The following is a 16,528-nucleotide window of genomic DNA, read 5'->3' as shown; positions in this document are numbered from 1 at the left end:
CTGCAGTTCCTACTGGAGCAGGATCAGCAAAGGGGTGAAGATCATACCCATGATTATGGAAAAGGATATGAGGCTTGCAGCAAATTCCTTATCCAGGTCCTCAAGGTAGGAAAATGTGAGGGTCGTATAGCCGACGGGAGCCGCGGCCCCTATCATCACGATGGACCTGTTGAGCCCCTCGAGTCCGAAGAGGTTCGCGAGCAGGAGCCCCGAGGCAAAACCAAGAACCATCCTGATGAAGGTCGCTGAAAGAACGGGCCGCATCCTCGTCACCCTGGGACTGAAATAGAGTCCCAGCGCCAGCATGACGAGCGGGGTCATCATCCAGCCGACCATCTGGAGAAAATCATCGATAAAGAAAGGGATCCGCACCTTCATAAGGTTAAGGGCAACCGCTATCACAAGCGCCCACATGGGCGGCACCAGGAGCAATTTCTTTACCATTACCTTCTTATACATCCTGGTTGTGCCATGCTTGCATGCAAGCCAGTATACAAATGTAAAAATGATGGCCATATGCCCAAAATCGAACATGGTTATCCTCGCCAGCCCTTCCTTCCCATACGCCGTGATGAAGAACGGCAGGGTGAACCCTATGTTCATTATCGTCGATCCGACAATGAAAGTGCCCAGAGTCGCCCGGGGAAGACGAAGGACCTTGCCGGTCAAGAACGAGATCAACGTGGTCGTCAACGCCACGAGGACCGCGGCGATGGGCAGATACACGAAATCCAGGCGGAGCTTGATACCCGCGATCGATATGATGACCAGGGCAGGCAGCGCTATGTAATAGACCACCTTAAGGAAAAGGTCGCCGTCCTCCTTCTTGAGGATATTCAGGCGTTTAAGCGCATATCCGAGGAGGAATATGAGAACAACGGGGATTATCTTCAGGATAATGCTCATATCTCAACTTCTCACCGCCATTATGACAGGTGCCTAATTCTCTCTCAATTCACTTTTAGTTGCAACCTCAAAGTGCGGCGTTCCTTGACTATCGAGATGTTCTGAATGAACACCGCTCAAGGGTTTTACAAAAGCATCCCCGCCCGGAAACCCGGGCGGGGATGTGTGCGGGCTTTTTTGTCTAGAACCTGCTCCTCGGCGTGTAATGGGTGTGGAGAAGATGGTGCGATCTCTCACCGAGAGGCTGCCCGAGGTATTCCTCGTAGATCTTCTTGATGGAAGGGTTCTCGTGGGACTTTCTATAGGTGAGGGCGCAGTCTTCGTTGTAGAGCGCCTGTGCCCTTCTCATCCTGATATCGTTGTTGACGGGGATGGGTTGACCGCCGCCGCCGACGCATCCGCCGGGACAGGCCATGACCTCGATGAAATGATAGTTCGCCTCTCCCGCCCTGATCCTCTCAAGGAGCCTGCGCGCGTTTCCAAGACCGTGGGCCACGGCAACCCGCACGTCTCCTATTCCCTCAACGGGAACTGTCGCTTCCTTTATCCCCTCGAGGCCCCTGACAGCCGTGAACTCGACATCTTCAAGGACCTTGCCCGTTGCCACTTCATAGGCCGTGCGAAGCGCCGCTTCCATGACGCCGCCCGTCGCCCCGAAGATCGTGGCGGCCCCGGTGTACTCACCCATGGGATCATCGTAGCTTTCTTCGGGAAGGCCCTGGAAGTCAATGCCGGCCTGTTTGATCATTTTGGCAAATTCGCGGGTGGTCAGGACATAGTCAACATCCTTGTGGCCGCTGTCGTACATCTCGGGACGGTTGCACTCGAACTTCTTTGCCGTGCAGGGCATCACGGAGACGACAACGATGTCCTTCGGGTCGATGCCGGCCTTTTCTGCGAAATAGGTCTTCGTCAGGGCGCCGAGCATCATGTGCGGCGATTTGCAGGTGGAGAGGTGATCGAGGAGTTCGGGGTAGAAATGTTCGATGAACTTGATCCATCCCGGGCTGCAGCTTGTGATCATCGGAAGGACGCCGCCCTTCTTGACGCGCGTGAGCAGTTCCGTCCCTTCCTCCAGGATGGTGAGGTCGGCGGCAAAGTTCGTGTCGAAGACGCGGTCGAAACCCAGCCTGCGGGCCGCCGCCAGCATCTTGCCCGTCACCAGCGTGCCGGGAGGATAACCGAACTCCTCGCCCAGGGCGGCCCTGACCGCGGGCGCGTCCTGGATGACGACGAATTTGGCCGGGTCGCCGAGGGCGGCCCAGACGTCGTCTATATACTCCTTTTCCGTTATGGCCCCAACGGGGCAGACGATGGAGCACTGGCCGCAGTTGGTGCAGGCCACATCGTTGATGTCGCGGTCAAAGGCGGGCTCCACCCGTGTCTCGAAGCCCCTTCCCTGCATGTACAGGGCCGTCACGGACTGTATCTCCTGGCAGACCGTTACGCAGCGCCTGCAGAGGATGCACTTGCTCTGGTCCCGCCGTATCGACGGGGATGACTCGTCTATCCTGCCGCCGCTCTTCTCTCCGGTGAAACGGACCTCCCCGATGCCCAGTTCGTAGGCAAGGGTCTGAAGATCGCAATGAAGGTTCTTCGCACAGCTGAGGCACTCAAAGGGGTGGTTCGAGAGAAGCATCTCCACCGAAAAGCGCCTCGCCTTGCGGACCCTGTCCGTATTGGTGTGAATGACCTGCCCCTTTGCGACGGGTGAAACGCAGGCCGCCTGGAGGGTCCGGTTGCCCTCGACCTCGACGAGGCATACCCTGCATGCCCCTATCGCCTGGACCTCAGGCAGGTAGCACAAAGTGGGTATGTGGATATTCGCCTGTGCGGCGGCGTCGAGTATAGAGGTTCCCTCTTCAACTTCGACGGGCATGCCGTCTATAGTTATTTTTGTCATCATGATAATTTACTCCCTAGGTCGCTCCCAAAAACTTACTCGGTTTGCCTGAGGTAGCAGTGGAGGCATCTCTTGGCCTCTTCCACTGCGGCCTTTTGATCATAGCCGAGAACGACCTCGTTGAAATTGCGGTTCCGTTTGGATACAGGCAGGTGCGGCATCGCTGTTCTGCCCAATTCCTTCTGATAATGCGCTTCGTCATAGGCCACAACCATGTTGACGAGCTCTTCACGATAGGCATTCGGCGCCTTTCCATCGCCGCCGAGATATTCATCGATGGCCATGGCCGCCGTCTTGCCGTCACCTACAGCCTCAACAACCGTGGCGGGCCCCCTGACATTGTCGCCGGCGGCGAAAACACCGGCGGCGCCCGTGGCAAGGGTCTTCGTATCCACCTCGACGGTCCCAGCCTTGTCAGCCTTGACACCATCGCCGTTCATCCATGAAAGGTCGGGCGTCTGACCGATGGCGGCTATTACCATGTGCGCATCGACGACAAAATCCGAACCGTCAATGGCCTGGGGGGTACGCCTGCCGCCCCTGTCGAACTTCCCGAGACTCATCCGCGCACACTCGACACCCGCAGCCTTTCCGTCCTTAGCGACGATGGTCTTGGGCGCCACAAGGGTATGGATGGAGACACCCTCGTTTTCGGCCTCGTCAATCTCCTCACTGTATGCGGGCATGTCCGATCTTTCGCGCCTGTAGAGAATGGCGACCTCGCTGGCTCCCAGCCGCAGTGCCGCTCGTGCGGCATCAATGGCGACATTGCCGCCGCCGATGACGGCGACCTTGCCTTCGACCTTCACTGTCTTGCCAAGATTCACGTCGCGCAGGAATGTCACTCCGTCAAGCACGCCCGGCGTCTCTTCGCCGGGGATGTTCAGTTTCTGCCCCTTGTGGGCACCTGTGGCAACGAGGACAGCGCTGTATCCCTCGCTGAAGAGTTTTTCTGTTGTTATCTCTTTTCCGAGGGCCATGTTGTATTTGATCTCCACACCAACGTCGGTGATGGATCTGATCTCATCGTCAAGTATGTTCCTGGGCAGACGATAATCGGGGATTCCCACCGCGAGCATACCGCCCGCCACGGGGAGGGCCTCGAAAACCGTAACACTATAGCCCTTTACGGCAAGAAAGTAGGCCCCCGCAAGTCCGGCCGGGCCGGCACCGATGACGGCGACCTTCTTGCCCTTCGGTCCTTCCACCGCCGGTTTATACCGGACGGCAGACTTCATGTCCACGTCCGCGGCAAAACGCTTCAGTGAGCAAATGGAGATCGGGGCATCTATCTGCGTCCTGCGGCATTTCGTCTCGCAGGGATGAACGCAGACCCTGCCCAGAGTTGCCGGGAAGGGATTCGATTCCTTGATGACTGCGATGGCCTCCTTCATCTTGCCTTCGCTGATGAGCGTAACGTATCCCCAGGCGTTCTGGTCGGCGGGACAGGCGTTCTGGCAGGGGGCGTCAAAGAGGGCGCTGCACACGCCTGCCCGGCAATGCTTGTCCACGATGTGTTCCATGTATTCGTGTTTGAAATACTGGAGCGTCGACAAAACGGGGTTTGGGGCTGTCTGGCCGAGGCCGCAGAGAGCTGCGTCCTTTATACGTGTTGCAAGTTCGATGAGATCGTCTATGTCGGACACCCTTCCCTCGCCGTGGGTGATCCTTTTCAATATCTCCAGCATACGTTTTGTGCCTATCCGGCAGGGCGGGCACTTTCCGCATGACTCATGCTGTATGAAATCGAGGAAAAACCGGGCGAAATCGACCATGCACGTGTCTTCGTCAGCAACGATGAGGCCGCCTGACCCGACGATGGCGCCAAGCTCGGCAACGGATTCATAGTCAACGGGAACATTCAGGTGATTGATGGGGATGCACCCGCCTGAAGGACCGCCGAGCTGTGCCGCCTTGTATTTCTTGCCGCCCTTGATACCGCCGCCGATGTTGAAGACGATGTCGCCCAGCGGGGTGCCCATGGGCACTTCGACAAGGCCGGTGTTGTTGACGGCGCCGGCGAGGGCGAACACCTTCGTGCCCTTGCTCTTTTCAGTTCCATACTGGGCGTACCAGGCCGCCCCGTTATTGATGATGGCGGCGATGTTGGCATATGTTTCAACGTTATTGAGGAGCGTCGGAGCATTGAAAAGGCCCTTGACCACGGGAAAGGGCGGTCTCGGACGTGGTTCGCCGCGCTTGCCTTCGATGGATATCATGAGGGCCGTCTCTTCGCCGCAAACGAATGCACCCGCCCCAATACGGATCTCGAGATCGAAATTGAAGCCCGTTTCGAGGATGTCCTTTCCGAGGAACTTGTATTCCCTTGCCTGTCCGATCGCCCAATTGAGGCGCTCGATGGCCAGAGGATACTCTGCCCTGACGTAGACGAAGCCCTGCTGGGCGCCTATCGCATAGGCGGCTATTGCCATCGCCTCTATGACGCTGTGGGGGTCGCCTTCGAGAACGCTGCGATCCATGAACGCGCCGGGGTCGCCTTCATCGGCGTTACAGACCACGTATTTCACGTCGCCGGGCGACTGGAAGGCAAACTTCCATTTCAGTCCCGTCGGGAACCCGCCGCCGCCGCGGCCGCGAAGACCTGATTTGAGCACTTCGTCGATGACCTCTTCCCTGGTCATCGAGGTCAGCGCCTTGCCAAGAGCCAGGTAACCGTCCCGGGCAATATATTCCTCGATGTTCATCGGGTTGATGACACCGCAGTTCCGAAGAACGATCTTGATCTGGTTCTTGAAAAAATCGATCTCCTTCATCGAGGGGATCGTCTTTGACGTCACGGCCTCCTTATAAAGCAGCCGCTCGACTATCCTGCCCTTGAGAAGATGCTCGGTAACGATCTCTTCGGCGTCCGCGGGCGTGAGTTTCTGATAGAGAACCCCTTCCGGGTAGACAAGTGCCAGAGGACCGAGGTCGCAGGAGCCGATGCAACCTGTCTCTATGACCTTGATCTCGTTCTGCAGACCCTGCTCGATGACCTTATTGACAACAGCGTCCCTGATCTGACGGCAGCCGGATGAGACGCATGCAGCTCCAGCACATACCAATATGTGAGCGCGAGATACCTCCATGTTTATCCTTCCTCCTTACTCATACTTTTCGAGTATATCGAGAAGATGCGGCGGCTTGACCCGCCCGTAGACATCTTCATTGACCAGCATCGCCGGGGCAAGGCCGCAGGCACCGATGCAACGCACAACATCGAGGGAATACCGCCTGTCCTCCGTTGTACCGCCCACCTTGATCCCGAGTTCTCTCTGGGCCTTGTCCAGAACCTCCTGGGAACCCCTCACGTAGCATGCCGTGCCGAGACATACCTTGACGCTGTTCCTCCCCTGGGGCACAGTAGAGAAAAAATTGTAAAAAGTGATAACGCCATAAACTTCATTAATAGAAACGTCGAGCCCTTCGGCGACCATTTCCTGGGCCTTTCTCGGAAGATAACCGAACAGGTTCTGCGCCTTGTGCAGGACCATAATGAGGTCCTCTCCCTTGCCCCGATGTTGCATAATGACCTCTTCGAGCCGGGGGTAGAGCTCTTCCTCCTGGACCTCGGCGCACTGGCATTGCTTTTCTTGCGACATCTTACTTCCTCCCTTAGAGTGACCTGACAATCACATTCACTGGGGCGGCAGTATCTTGCCGTCCACGGTACTCCGTTTATAGTAATGAGTATGGAGAAGTTTGTGGGCCTTCTCCGAATTTGGTTTCTCGAGAAATCTCTCGTACAGTACCTGGACCGAGGGGTTCTCGTGGGAACGCCTCAGCGGCAGACTGCGATCTTCCTCATAAAGGGACTCGCCTCTTCGGGCCCGCTTGGCCATATTGCTGCCCCAGGACTGGCCGCCGCCGCCGACGCATCCGCCGGGACAGGCCATGACCTCTATGAACTGGTACTCCGATCTTCCATCCCTGGCTATCTGTTTCTTGACCTTGTTGAGAAGCGCCCTGGCCTGGCCGCAGCTATGCGCCACGGCAACCTTCACCTTCGTCCCTTCAATATCTATCTCTGCCTCTTTTATCCCCTTGAGACCCCTGACGGCTTTTATCTCCACGTCCTCGAGCTCCTTGCCGGTGACAAGACGGTAGGCGCTTCGCACCGCGGCCTCCATGACACCACCCGTGGCACCAAAGATGGTGGCCGCTCCGGTGTAATCGCCGAGGAGGTCATCGGGTGCCTCGTCGGCCATTTCCTTTATATCGAGGCCGGCCTCGCGCATCATCCTGCCGATCTCCCGTGTTGTAAGAACGTAATCGACATCCTGGTAGCCGCTCGCGTTCATCTCGGGCCTCAGGCACTCAAATTTTTTCGCGGTGCAGGGCATGATGGAGACGGAAACTATCTTCTTCGGGTCGATTCCCTTTGCCTCGGCATAGTATGTCTTTGCAAGGACGCCGAACATTTGCTGCGGCGATTTCGCCGTGGACATATGGGGGATCATGTCATGAAAATAGGTCTCCATGAACTTTATCCAGCCGGGGCTGCAGGAAGTGATGAGGGGCAGGTTCTGACCCGAGGTCAGCCTGCTTATGAGTTCCGTACCTTCTTCCATGATGGTAAGGTCCGCAGTGAAGTTCGTCTCCAGCACGGCATCGAAACCAAGCCTTCTCAAAGCAGCGTGCATCTTCCCGCTCACCAGCGATCCCGTGGGCATGCCGAATTCTTCTCCGAGCATGACCCTGACCGCAGGCGCCTCCTGAACCACAACAAACTTATCGGGATCGTGAAGAGCTTCCCAAACCTCATCGGTGGCGCTCTTTTCGTAGAGGGCCCCGACAGGGCAATGGACAACACACTGCCCGCAATTGATGCAGACACTGTTGCCGAGGCCGGCGTCGAAGGCCGTTGTAATGACCGTATCGAACCCCCTGTGGTTGACGGCAAGGGCATTCACGGTCTGGACCTTGCTGCAAACCTCGATACATCGCCCGCAAAGTATGCACTTGTTGGGGTCGCGAACGATGGAAACACTGGAGCGGTCGATGGGAAGCCGCTGCCGCGATGTGTTTCCGTAATCGGGAACATTGATGCCAAGGGTGGAGGCAAGCTTCTGAAGCTCGCAGTTGTTGTTCTTTATGCACGTCAGGCAATCCGTATCATGATTGGACAGGATAAGCTCTACAAGCTGCCTGCGTGTCGCCATGACCCTCGGTGTGTGGGTCTTCACCTTGAAGCCTTCGGCGCCAGGGGTCATGCAGGCCCTTTTCAGGCCCGGTATACCCTCTATCTCCACGACGCATATGCCGCACTGTCCTCCCGGTGTAAGATCGGGATGATGGCACAACGTGGGAATCGTAAAACCGGCCTTCTTTGCAGCCCACAGGATGCTGGTTCCCTCGGGCACCTCCACAACTATATTGTTTATGGTCATTTTTACCATAGCTGTTTACCTAACCTCCTGAGATGACCATTCAGATCATATCGGCTTATTGTACCCTGCTGTACACCTCGTCTTTGAAATACTTAAGCGAACTGGTTATGGGCAGGATCGGCGACTGTCCCAGGGGACAGAACGACGTGTCACGCATCACTTCAGATATGGAGACGAGTCTTTCGACATCCTCGGTCTTCCCTTTCCCTTCGGCTATACGGTCGACTATCTCGGCAAGCTGGTTGGTGCCGAGACGGCAGGGCACGCAATGGCCGCAGGACTCGTGCCGGAAGAAATGGAGAACACTCTGGAGCATTCCCACGATATCGGCATCCTCGTCCATGACAAGGATGGCGCCGGAACCGAGCACGGCGGCATATTCCTTGAGGTTCACGAAATCCATCTTCGCATCGAGCATCTCGGGCCCCATGAAAGCACCCGCTGCGCCGCCAACAAGAGCACCTTTGAATTTCTTGCCATCCTTGATGCCGCCCGCATATTCATAGATGATGTCCCGAAGGGTAGTGCCCATTTCCGCCTCGATAAGGCCGGGCGTTGCCACGTTCCCGATTATGGTGTAGACCTTCGTCCCGGGGCACTTCTCTGTGCCGTAGCCGCGATACCAGGCGGATCCGTTGCGGATGATCTCGGGCACGTTCGCCAGGGTCTCCACGTTATTCACGACCGTGGGTTTACCCCAGAGACCTTCCGTCACAGGGTAGGGCGGTTTGTTGCGGGGGTGGCCCCTCTTGCCTTCCAGGGACTCTATGAGGGCCGTCTCTTCGCCGCACACATAGGCGCCCGCGCCCTTCATGACTTCGATATCAAAGCTGAAACCGCTCTCCAGTATATTATCGCCAAGGAGTCCGTAGAGCCTCGCCTGCGTGATGGCCTTGTCGAGTCGTTCAATGGAAAGGGCATATTCGCCCCGGATATAGACAAAACCCTTTGTGGCCCCCACCGCGTATCCCGCGAGGATCATGCCCTCGATGAGCTTATGGGGATCGCCTTCAAGGATAAGCCTGTCCTTGAATGTTCCCGGTTCGCCTTCGTCGGCGTTGCAGATGATATATTTCACATCGCCCTGCGCCCTGCCGGCAAATTCCCATTTCATGGCCGTCGCGAAGGCCGCGCCGCCTCTACCCACGAGCCCGGAGTCCTTGACTTCCTTTATGACCCCGACAGCCTTGAGTTCGGTGAAGGCCCTTTCGAGCGCCTCATAGCCGCCTTCGGCGATGTATTCTTCAATGTTCTCCGGGTTGATGATGCCGCTGTTGCGCAGGACTATACGGGGCTGCTCCCTGAGAAGACCCGTTTTTTCCTTTTTGATGACGTGCTGTTTCGGCATCTCCGTCATTATGAGCCTTTTTACGGGACGGCCCTTCAGAAGGTGCTCTTCAACAAGCTCGACGGTGTCCTCGGGCGTAACGTTCGCATAGTAAATGCCTTCGGGATAGACGACTATGACAACCCCCTGGCCCGTCGCCCCGACGCTGCCTGTCTCCAGTACGGCTATCTCGCCTGAAAGACCCTGTTTATTGATCTCTTCCACCAGGGCCTTCTCGACCGCTCTGGCACCCGCCAGAATCGTCCCTGCATCGATACTGATCAATATGTGGTTTCTTACGAGGTTCATATCTCTTTTCTCCTCTTGTCAAGGATGGAGTCGACCTTCTCCGGTGTGAGATTGCCGAACATCTCTTCGTTAAGCATCATGGCTGGCGCCACACCACAAATGCCGAGGCAGCTTGTCAATTCCAACGTGAATATTCCATCCTTGGTCGTCCCCCCTACATCCACTTTGAGTGAACCCTTGAGATAATCGAGAAGCGAGTGCGCCCCCATGAGATGGCATGGAGGAGATTCACAGAGGCGTATGATGTTCTTGCCCCGAGGCTTGAGGCTGAACATCGTGTAAAAGCTCGCCACGCTGTGCACGTAACTGTACGGAACATCCAGATAATCCGCGCAGGCCTCGATGTCTTCCTTCGCGAGATATCTCTCCGGGTTGGTATCTTGAAGATCGTGCATGATGTAAAGTATGTTGCTGAGGTTTGGTTCAAACTTCTTGAGAATAGCTTCCCTGTTCAAGCCGGCCTCCTTTTGGTTGCCTAAATGGCAAATTCCGAAACGGGGTGCCCGTTGACCACGTGCTCCACCACCACCCTTTTTGCCTTCTCAGGACTCATGTTGCCATATACGACGGCGGGCTTGTCTTCTTCGAAGACCTCCACCATTGGTTCTTGTGAGGCGAGACCCTTCTCGCCCGTCTGGGTAACGACGACATCGGCAAGGTTCCGTTTCCCCACTTCTTCAACGAAAGTCTTGAGCACATCGCGCGCCCCGGCCGCTATGCCGCTCGTCCCCATGCCGACGACAATTCGTACCCGTGCCTGTTTTTGCCTCAATTCCACGTCTTTCTGTGCTTTTTCCCTTATTTTCTTCAGCTCTTCAAGGTTCATCTCTCAGCCTCCTTATGGTGATAACAATCTATATAAAATCACAGATGTTCGTCAAGATATTTGCTCAGGAAACTGATGACTTCCGGATGGTTCAGCGGAACGTCATCGAGTTCCTTCTTCAGGTCTGCTGTATCAAGTTGAAAATCCTTGCCGTCGACAGAGTAGCGAAGGTCGAAATCGACGGCGGGATGACTCACTATGAGGACGAAAAAGGTGTCTCTCACGTTCCCCAATGGAGGCAGGTCGGGGTGCCGGGAGTCGAAGGTCGCCCTGATAGTCGTTCCCCCTCCCTTCTTGCTGCGAAGCTCAAAACCACCGCCCGTCGTTTCGGCCGTGCCCTTGAGCAGGGGTATCCCGAGTCCCACCTTCCTTCCCGTCTTCGTGGAGAAAAAGGGGTCCTGCACCTTCCGCGCCGTTTCCGGGTCCATCCCGAGCCCGTCATCGGCGATCGTGAGGCTGAGCATCGCGGTCTGAGGATCCTTTTCCACGGCGACGGAGATGTGTTTTGCCCCGGCCGTCACTGAGTTCATCACTATGTCCATGATATGGGATGAAATGTCCTCCATCATAATGGCTATTTCCGTCTATTCACAATTGCGCCCGTGCTCCCCGAGCGACCTCAGGGCGCCTTCGATATTCCCGCAATCAGGTGCGTCAAGCGTCAAGACCGTTCTTCTCTTGCCGATGTCCCCCGGGTAGTGGGCATCGGAGAATGTCACAAAGGGCAACCCCTTTCTCATGACAAAGGGCATGAAACTCTCGGCCTTGCCCCGGTCGCGTATCTCCAGGGCATCGAAGGGTATGTCCGCTGGTATGAAACCGAGCTGGCTTATGATGCTGAAGGTCGGGCTGTCGATATGGGAGGCAATGGCTATCCCCCCGTGGGACTTTATCCAGGAGGTCGCATCCTCTATGGATATCCCCGCCGAATTGATAAGAAGCCTTTCCTCGCTGCGGATTATATTGTCTTCGCCGTCCACGACGACCTGGTCCCCCCAGAACTCCACATCGTTGGCTACCGGCGGCAAGAGGTCGTAGATCATGAGCTGCAGTTCATATGCGGTGTCGTACTCGTCGAAGATCGCGATAAGGTGAATCTCCTCCCTGGTCTGCAGTTCCATGCCGGCAAGGACGACTAGCCCGCTGTGCTCCCCCGCTTCCTTGACGTAAGGTGTGTTCTCCGCCATGTTATGGTCCGTAACGGCTATGATATCGAGCCCCGCTTCCCGTGCTCTGTCGACGATGACCCTGGGCGACATGTCAAGGCTGCCGCAGGGCGACAGGGTCGAGTGTATATGCAGATCGCAGGCAAAATCCGGCAAGCCCGTTCTAGCCTCTCTTCAGATAGTTGTATATGAGAGCGGAAAGCTCGAATGCCGAGGGACTTCCCCTCAGGACGGCTATGTCCTCCTGTCTCGCCTTTTCCACGAATGCCTCATCGAGTTCCAGCTTTCGCGGAATAATGATGGCGGACACTTCCTTGAGCTTTGCGACCCCGAGGATGTTCACATGCCGCTGGATCGTGATCCATACCGCATCGTCACCGATATTCGCGATCACGTCGGAAAGCAGATCGGAGGTATATCCCGACCTTACCTCCCTATCGAGATTGGTCTCCCCCGTGAGCACCTCCAGGCCAAGCGTCTGTGCAAGTTCACGAACGGTCATCATTCCCTCCCCGTTAAAGTGTGATTGCGTCTCCATATTAATGTCATGTCCATAGTAACCCCCCGGCGGTCCCGGTGAAATACTCAGGGCCCCTGCCCCGTGTCGCTCTTCTTCGAGCTGTCGCTCATCGACGGCGGAACAATCCGGGAGAGGTCGAGTATCTCCTTTGCCAGTATCTTCACCTTCTCGCGGAGCTTTATAACACAGTCCGTCTCGAAGGCTATGCCGCGGATGATGTCTTCAGCGAGCGCCCGGCAGCTTGGTGACCCGCAGGCACCGCAATCGAGACCCGGCAACTCGTCCGTTATCTGGTCCAGGCGCTCCATCTTCATGATCGCCCGGGAAACATCCTCGTCGAGGGTCATGATGGCCCTGGGCTCAACAGGTTCTGTGGCGGCAAACCGGTTCTGCAGGTAGATATCCTGAAGCTCTGCCTCCGTGAGATAGGCCTCCTTGGTTCCGAACCGTTTTATGAGGTCACGAAGCCGTATCCGTCCCACAAAGAGATTCTGTATGTTGAGGGGGCCTCCCACGCAGCCGCCCGTGCACGCCTGAAGCTCGACGAAATCGACGTCTTTAAGCTCGCCCCTTTCGATCTCCTCCAGGAGACTGATAACATTGTGGATGCCGCCGACGGCAAGGGTGGTCGCGGCGGCGACGTTCCGTGACTCTCCCGTCACATATCCCCAGGCCATGCCGAATTTCGTGGCTCGCTGGAGTTTGTCGGACCCGCCTTTCATCGACCTGTCGCCGAGATGCCTGATGATATCCTTATATATAAGGTTGATCCCGATGACGCCGTTCACAGCCGAGTGCTTCGTTGTCATGGGATTTCTCATCTCCGTTACCTTGGCCGGGCAGGGCGATATGAAGAATGCCCCGATCTCTTCGTAGGGAATGCCCGTTCTCCGCGATGCCTGTTCCTTGGCTATGCGGGCCGCCACCTCCATAGGGGTGAGGAAGGGGGCCACCTGGTCGAGAAGGTCGGGGTACTTGATCTGCATGAGGCGCAGCACCGCCGGGCAGGCGGAAGAAAAGATGGGGCGTTTGCCCTTGTATTCCTTCAAGAACTCGTGAACGATGTGGCCGACGATCTCCGCGGCCAGAGCGACCTCGAAGACCTCGTCAAAACCGATCCCCGAGAAGGCTCCGAGCACATCCTCGATATTGACCTGCTCCTTGAACTGGCCGAAAAATGACGGCGCAGGCAGGGCGATCCTGTACTTGTATTCGGAAAGTTTCTCCAGGGTGTCCGTTACCGCTATCTTTGCGTGGTTCGGGCATTCGCGGATGCATTCACCGCAATCGATGCACCGCTCCTCAACGATCATTGCCTTGCCGTCGCGCACACGGATCGCCTCAACGGGGCACCGCTTGATACAATTGGTGCATCCCTTGCATTTTTCCGTCTCAAGCGTTACGGAATGGAAGTATCGATTCATTCGTCCCCGTGCCGTCCCTGGTCCTGGAAGAACACCTTGGCTTTCAGCGTTGTCCCCACGCCCACTTTGGACTCGATCTTGAGGTCATCAGAGCATTGATTGATGTTGGAAAGGCCCATGCCCGCCCCGAACCCCATCTCCCGAATCTCGTAAGTCGCCGTCGAATATCCCTCCTTCATGGCAAGATCGATATCTTCGATCCCGGCCCCGACATCTTCCGTGCGTATGGTGATCGCATCGGGCTCGACATGGACGACAAGCGTCCCCGATGTGGCGTGGATTGCGACATTCATTGCCGCCTCATATATAATGATAGCGATTCGCTTGATGACATCCTGTTTGAGCCCAAGCTGCTGAAGGGTCTTTTTCACCCGCGACGCGCACTCTCCGGCAACAAAGAAATCTTTCTCGCCTATCTTGAATTCGACCGTTATCTGCGGGGTGTATGTTAAGCTGTCAACCATTGGTCAGTTCCTCTAACCGGGCTCGTGCTGATCTCCCCTGATACCCTTCTCGTAAAGCCGGCCGCAACAGTCGAATGTGAGAAGCGGCGTGGTGAGCAAAGGGATCTTGTTCAGTTCCCCGCTCCTGACGACGGATTCGTCGGGCTTGCGGCCCCCGACAAAGAGGATCGCCTTCGCGTCCATCACCTGTGCTGCGTGGATTACGTGGGCGTTGGTCAATGACGTGATCAGAAGCGAGTGAGGCTTCAGATAAAGGAGCATCTCACTGATAAGGTCGCAGGCGAAACAAAGCCTCACGCCGCGTTTGAGACACTCATCATCCCCGCAAAGTATCTGCGCTTCCAGCAGTTCCTGAACCTCTTTCAATGTCATGCTAGACCTCACATCGCCCGGGCGTTGACCGGTGGTGTATTGATGCTATTATCGTGTTCCGGTCCCGTGAGCCGGCAAACTTTGCTCGCGATCAACGGCAACAAGCTTCACAGCTAAAAAATATTGTTTGTTCAATTACGAGGCTGAACACGCTTGTTCAGTATAGTGCATTTTGTTTCCGAAGTCAAAAGGACAGTGAATAAAAATTGCGGTTGCTCTGTCACTCTCCCGCATCCTGGGCCCGGGACTTTCTGCCGAAAGGTATGCCCAGTTTTCTCATGCGATGACGGAGCGTTCCGGGATTCATACCGAGGAGTTCGGCGGCACCCCCGGGGCCTTCTATCCTCCCCCCCGCCGTCTTCAATATGCGGCTTATATGGTCGGCCTCCACGTCATGGAGCGCAAGAGGACCCTCGCTGCCCTCGGGCACGAAGGCCGTCCGGCCCTGGGTCATACTTGAAACTCCGAGGATCCCGTCGAACTTCAGAGGTTTGCCGTCCGACAGGATAAGCGCCCTTTCGACAGCGTTTTCGACCTCCCGGACATTTCCCGGCCAGTCGTACATCATGAGGGCATCGATGGCCCCGGGGGCAAGCGCGGGTATGGTGTGACGCACCATCTCCCTGCTCTTTTTTCGGACAAAGTGCTGGACCAGCGCCGGTATATCGTTCTTTCTCGCCCTTAGGGGGGGCACCTCGATGGGGAACACCTTGATGCGGAAATAGAGGTCTTCACGAAAACCGCCGTCTTCCACCATTTTCTCCAGGTTCCGGTTGGTCGCTGAAATGATCCTGATGTCGACATGGACGGGTTCCGTGCCGCCGACCCTTTCTATCTCTTTTTCCTGCAGGACCCGAAGAAGCCTCACCTGCGCGTGGGGTGGGAGTTCGCTGATCTCGTCGAGAAAGATCGTTCCGCCGTGGGCGCGCTCAAAACGTCCCCTCTTGCGCGCCACGGCACCCGTGAAAGCCCCTTTTTCATGGCCGAAAAGTTCGCTGTCAATGAGCGATTCCGGGATCGCCCCGCAGTTGACCTTCACGAAAGGCGCGTTATAGCGGGGGGACAGGTTGTGAATGGCATTGGCGATGACTTCCTTTCCGGTCCCTGTCTCGCCGACGATAAGAACTGGGCTGACAAGGGGCGCCACTTTTCTAACGCTCTCCATGGCGCCTTTCAGGCCAAAATCGGCCCCCACTATCTCGACCGTGTTCTTCCGCAATTCATCCCTCAGGTACCGGTTGTCGTCGGCAAGCATGTCCTTCAGATCGATGACCTCCCTGAGCCTGCGGCTGTTAGCTACGGCTATGGCGGCCGGTTCGTTCACCAGGGACCACAGGCGGACATGGTCGTCGGTAAACCGCCCAATCCCTGGCGCCCTTATGCCAAGGGCGCCTATGTACTTGCCGTCGATGATCAGCCTTCCCAGCATCATTGAGCATTCTTCCCATCCGAGGTTCCCGGCCACCCTCCCGAGGATGGGATCGTCAAAGACATTTTCGGCGACGCGGACCCGCGGCCGGCGATAGGCCTCTTCGATCTCCTGGCGCAATTCGGGCGGCAGGTGGGTTTTGTCCATCCTCGTCATACCCCCGGCCTCATTCGCCGAAGCCGCCACATCCACGGTGCCGATGGCCGGGTCATAGATGAACAGATCGAGTTCATCGGCGGGCATAACGTTGCATACATAGAGAAAACATTGATGAAGCGCATTCTCCAGGTCCAGGGTTCCACATATCCTCAGGGTCATCTCCCGAAAGAATTCGTTCTCGTCAGCGTTCATCGCCTGCCTCTCCTTTGTAGTACTATCGTATGCGATAGTATAGACCAGAACTGTTAAATATACCAGTAACTTTCCGTCATATTTAACAGTGACAGGGTCCTTGTTCTGTATGTATTGGAATATACAAATGAAAAAGTTGTG

Annotated in this window: 15 protein-coding genes; all 15 read right to left on the bottom strand. The window is 56.4% G+C overall.

Annotated features, from left to right (window positions below):
* Positions 1–9: 9 nt before the first annotated feature.
* The 15 genes from PHC90_01285 to PHC90_01215 all read right to left on the bottom strand — a co-directional run bounded on the left by PHC90_01285 (position 10) and on the right by PHC90_01215 (position 16,387).
* The gene (locus tag PHC90_01285; GenBank protein ID MDD3844972.1) at positions 10–906 is read right to left on the bottom strand and encodes an AEC family transporter; all 897 of its coding nucleotides are present in this window, start codon (positions 904–906) and stop codon (positions 10–12) included.
* Positions 907–1,087: 181 nt separating this feature from the next.
* A complete protein-coding gene (locus PHC90_01280) occupies positions 1,088–2,812 on the bottom strand; it encodes an NADH-dependent [FeFe] hydrogenase, group A6 (protein ID MDD3844971.1) in 1,725 nt (574 codons plus the stop codon).
* Positions 2,813–2,844: 32 nt separating this feature from the next.
* Entirely contained in the window at positions 2,845–5,898 is a 3,054-nt protein-coding gene (locus tag PHC90_01275; protein MDD3844970.1) for an NAD(P)-binding protein, read from the bottom strand.
* 15 nt (positions 5,899–5,913) lie between these two features.
* Positions 5,914–6,411: an NAD(P)H-dependent oxidoreductase subunit E gene (locus tag PHC90_01270; protein MDD3844969.1), complete on the bottom strand. Its 498-nt coding sequence runs from the start codon at positions 6,409–6,411 to the stop codon at positions 5,914–5,916.
* 36 nt (positions 6,412–6,447) lie between these two features.
* Positions 6,448–8,208: an NADH-dependent [FeFe] hydrogenase, group A6 gene (locus PHC90_01265; GenBank protein ID MDD3844968.1), complete on the bottom strand. Its 1,761-nt coding sequence runs from the start codon at positions 8,206–8,208 to the stop codon at positions 6,448–6,450.
* A 46-nt stretch (positions 8,209–8,254) separates the two neighbouring features.
* Positions 8,255–9,835 carry an NADH-quinone oxidoreductase subunit NuoF gene (gene nuoF / locus PHC90_01260; GenBank protein MDD3844967.1) on the bottom strand — a complete coding sequence of 527 codons (1,581 nt, stop codon included), beginning with the start codon at positions 9,833–9,835 and terminating at the stop codon, positions 8,255–8,257.
* Positions 9,832–10,290 carry an NAD(P)H-dependent oxidoreductase subunit E gene (locus PHC90_01255; GenBank protein MDD3844966.1) on the bottom strand — a complete coding sequence of 153 codons (459 nt, stop codon included), beginning with the start codon at positions 10,288–10,290 and terminating at the stop codon, positions 9,832–9,834. The genes nuoF and PHC90_01255 overlap by 4 nt, the downstream gene beginning before the upstream one ends.
* 20 nt (positions 10,291–10,310) lie before the next feature.
* Positions 10,311–10,661, bottom strand: coding sequence for a (2Fe-2S) ferredoxin domain-containing protein (locus tag PHC90_01250; protein ID MDD3844965.1), 351 nt, complete (start codon positions 10,659–10,661; stop codon positions 10,311–10,313).
* A 38-nt stretch (positions 10,662–10,699) separates the two neighbouring features.
* A complete protein-coding gene (locus PHC90_01245; protein ID MDD3844964.1) occupies positions 10,700–11,230 on the bottom strand; it encodes an ATP-binding protein in 531 nt (176 codons plus the stop codon).
* 15 nt (positions 11,231–11,245) lie between these two features.
* Entirely contained in the window at positions 11,246–11,983 is a 738-nt protein-coding gene (locus PHC90_01240) for a PHP domain-containing protein (GenBank protein MDD3844963.1), read from the bottom strand.
* A 7-nt stretch (positions 11,984–11,990) separates the two neighbouring features.
* Positions 11,991–12,332, bottom strand: coding sequence for a hypothetical protein (locus tag PHC90_01235; protein MDD3844962.1), 342 nt, complete (start codon positions 12,330–12,332; stop codon positions 11,991–11,993).
* A gap of 80 nt (positions 12,333–12,412) precedes the next feature.
* The gene (locus tag PHC90_01230) at positions 12,413–13,771 is read right to left on the bottom strand and encodes a [Fe-Fe] hydrogenase large subunit C-terminal domain-containing protein (GenBank protein ID MDD3844961.1); all 1,359 of its coding nucleotides are present in this window, start codon (positions 13,769–13,771) and stop codon (positions 12,413–12,415) included.
* The gene (locus PHC90_01225) at positions 13,768–14,235 is read right to left on the bottom strand and encodes an ATP-binding protein (GenBank protein ID MDD3844960.1); all 468 of its coding nucleotides are present in this window, start codon (positions 14,233–14,235) and stop codon (positions 13,768–13,770) included. The genes PHC90_01230 and PHC90_01225 overlap by 4 nt, the downstream gene beginning before the upstream one ends.
* A 12-nt stretch (positions 14,236–14,247) precedes the next feature.
* On the bottom strand, positions 14,248–14,607 hold the full coding sequence (locus tag PHC90_01220) for a DRTGG domain-containing protein (protein MDD3844959.1): 360 nt from the start codon (positions 14,605–14,607) through the stop codon (positions 14,248–14,250).
* A gap of 220 nt (positions 14,608–14,827) precedes the next feature.
* A complete protein-coding gene (locus PHC90_01215) occupies positions 14,828–16,387 on the bottom strand; it encodes a sigma 54-interacting transcriptional regulator (GenBank protein MDD3844958.1) in 1,560 nt (519 codons plus the stop codon).
* Positions 16,388–16,528: the final 141 nt, after the last annotated feature.

The sequence above is a fragment of the Syntrophorhabdaceae bacterium genome (assembly GCA_028698615.1).
Taxonomy (GTDB): Bacteria; Desulfobacterota; Syntrophorhabdia; order Syntrophorhabdales; family Syntrophorhabdaceae; genus Delta-02.
The sequence above is the reverse complement of the archived record's forward strand: the minus strand, read 5'-3'. Positions and strand labels throughout refer to the sequence as shown.

Excerpts from the sequence above, each read along its gene's own strand:
- PHC90_01285 (MDD3844972.1), bottom strand. The coding sequence starts at position 906 with ATGAGCATTATCCTGAAGATAATCCCCGTTGTTCTCATATTCCTCCTC.
- PHC90_01280 (MDD3844971.1), bottom strand. The coding sequence starts at position 2,812 with ATGATGACAAAAATAACTATAGACGGCATGCCCGTCGAAGTTGAAGAG.
- PHC90_01275 (MDD3844970.1), bottom strand. The coding sequence starts at position 5,898 with ATGGAGGTATCTCGCGCTCACATATTGGTATGTGCTGGAGCTGCATGC.
- PHC90_01270 (MDD3844969.1), bottom strand. The coding sequence starts at position 6,411 with ATGTCGCAAGAAAAGCAATGCCAGTGCGCCGAGGTCCAGGAGGAAGAG.
- PHC90_01265 (MDD3844968.1), bottom strand. The coding sequence starts at position 8,208 with ATGGTAAAAATGACCATAAACAATATAGTTGTGGAGGTGCCCGAGGGA.
- nuoF (MDD3844967.1), bottom strand. The coding sequence starts at position 9,835 with ATGAACCTCGTAAGAAACCACATATTGATCAGTATCGATGCAGGGACG.
- PHC90_01250 (MDD3844965.1), bottom strand. The coding sequence starts at position 10,661 with ATGAACCTTGAAGAGCTGAAGAAAATAAGGGAAAAAGCACAGAAAGAC.
- PHC90_01245 (MDD3844964.1), bottom strand. The coding sequence starts at position 11,230 with ATGATGGAGGACATTTCATCCCATATCATGGACATAGTGATGAACTCA.
- PHC90_01235 (MDD3844962.1), bottom strand. The coding sequence starts at position 12,332 with ATGATGACCGTTCGTGAACTTGCACAGACGCTTGGCCTGGAGGTGCTC.
- PHC90_01230 (MDD3844961.1), bottom strand. The coding sequence starts at position 13,771 with ATGAATCGATACTTCCATTCCGTAACGCTTGAGACGGAAAAATGCAAG.
- PHC90_01225 (MDD3844960.1), bottom strand. The coding sequence starts at position 14,235 with ATGGTTGACAGCTTAACATACACCCCGCAGATAACGGTCGAATTCAAG.
- PHC90_01220 (MDD3844959.1), bottom strand. The coding sequence starts at position 14,607 with ATGACATTGAAAGAGGTTCAGGAACTGCTGGAAGCGCAGATACTTTGC.
- PHC90_01215 (MDD3844958.1), bottom strand. The coding sequence starts at position 16,387 with ATGAACGCTGACGAGAACGAATTCTTTCGGGAGATGACCCTGAGGATA.